Origin of the sequence: Pseudomonas sp. PS01270 (assembly GCF_029959775.1) — a bacterium.
In the GTDB taxonomy this organism is placed as follows: domain Bacteria; phylum Pseudomonadota; class Gammaproteobacteria; order Pseudomonadales; family Pseudomonadaceae; genus Aquipseudomonas; species Aquipseudomonas atacamensis.
In genome coordinates, this window is sequence record NZ_JASCPT010000260.1 from 1 (window position 1) to 1,639 (window position 1,639).

Consider the following 1,639-nt stretch of genomic DNA (forward strand, 5'->3'; position numbering starts at 1 on the left):
CGGTGCGTGTCAACGTATCTGTCGCTTCACGGCTGTTTTAGGAGTCTATTACGCCCTTGTTTCAGGGCGCTCTGGATTCAGGTAAACAGCGTTTGCGAGTTTCCAATTACGTACTTCGCCGCTCCAACGGCTGGGGTTAGTTGCTTTGGCTGCCTTGTAAAGATTCTCCCGTGCCTGCAGTAACGCAGGTGCCTTGCCTTCGTGACGCTCATTGGGCGTCACGTATTTCAAGGCGCTATGACGATGCTCGTCGTTGTACCACTCAACGAATTTCTGCACCCAGAGTCGTGCTTCCGTGAGATTGTCGAAGGGCCGCTCGGGCCACAGCGGGCAATACTTAGCCGTACGAAAAAGCGCTTCGGCATAGGCGTTGTCATTGCTTACTCGGGGTCGGCTGAACGACGGTTCGACGCCCAATGCAATCATGCTTTCTCGAAGAAGCGAGCCTCTCATTACGTGACCGTTGTCCGAGTGCAGTACCAGCGGACGACCCGCCGTACGCTCTCGTAAGCATCCTTTTTCAAGCAGTACGCATGCATGTTCTGCGCGTTCGGATTCGTGTACTTCGTTGGTCACTAATTTGCGGCTATAGATGTCTTTGACCATGTACCAGTAGTAAAAGCGACCTTTAACGGTGGTGGGTAACCACGTGATATCCCAACACCAAACTCGATTTGGGGCATCAGCACAATGTGTGGTCAAAGCTCGGCGCTTCGGAGCTTTGGCTCGGCCTCGACGGCTATTCTGATTTGCCTCTTTCAGCACCCGATAGAATGTTGATTCCGATGCCAGATAGATACCTTCGTCAGCTAACTTCGGGACAATCTGGTGCGGTGTCAGACTCGCGTAGCCAGGTTGATTAGCAGCATCCAAAACAGCCTGACGCTCTGCGACGCTGAGTTTGTTGGACGGTGCTTCGCGTTTGATGATCTGGCGCTTGTCGGCTTCGCAGTGTCGCCAACGCTGAACCGTCCGCAAACACAGCCCGATCTCTTTGCATGCACGAAACCGACGTGCACCACTTGCTACTGCCTCAGCGATCAGGCCCAAAGCCTGCACACGATCAGGGGCGCTGATCAGCCTTCCTTGTCCTTGCCCCAGATCGCATTGGCTTTTTTTCTGAGTTCCAGTAAAGCGACCGCCTCCTTGCAATCAGCATCGGATCGAAGCAGTTGTCGCTCCAGCTCCTTTATCCGTATTTGCTCGGTGGTCGGTTTTTTGTTGGGCTGAGGCTCCATCGCAGTGTTGGCATTCTGGCAAGCTTGGCGCCATTGCTGAATCTGCTCAGGATAAATGCCCTTGATTCGGCAATATTGTGAAAGCTCTACCTCGCTCAACGGCGCGGTTTCCAGAACGGCGTTGAATTTGTCGGCGCTGGACCACTGATTGCTGGTTTTATTATTCCCAGGAACAATCAATCCTTTATCTCTAGCCCTTTGCCTCCAGTTTCGCAGTGACTGTGGGGTGACGCCGATTGCAACGGCGAGCTCTGCTACGGAACGGTTTAAGGGCGGCATCATTTGAAGAACAGCCCAGTCTCTGAAGTCATCGTCATAACGCTTCGGCATTGCTAGACACCTTCGCCCCCATGAATGGTTGAGTCAATCAACAGAGGTGACAGGTAGGCTGACACGGGGGG

General features: G+C 53.4%; 1 pseudogene. It reads right to left on the bottom strand.

What is annotated here, in order from left to right:
• Positions 1-48: 48 nt before the first annotated feature.
• Positions 49-1,568, bottom strand: a pseudogene (locus QMX86_RS28020) (IS3 family transposase).
• Between the last annotated feature and the right edge of the window lie 71 nt (positions 1,569-1,639).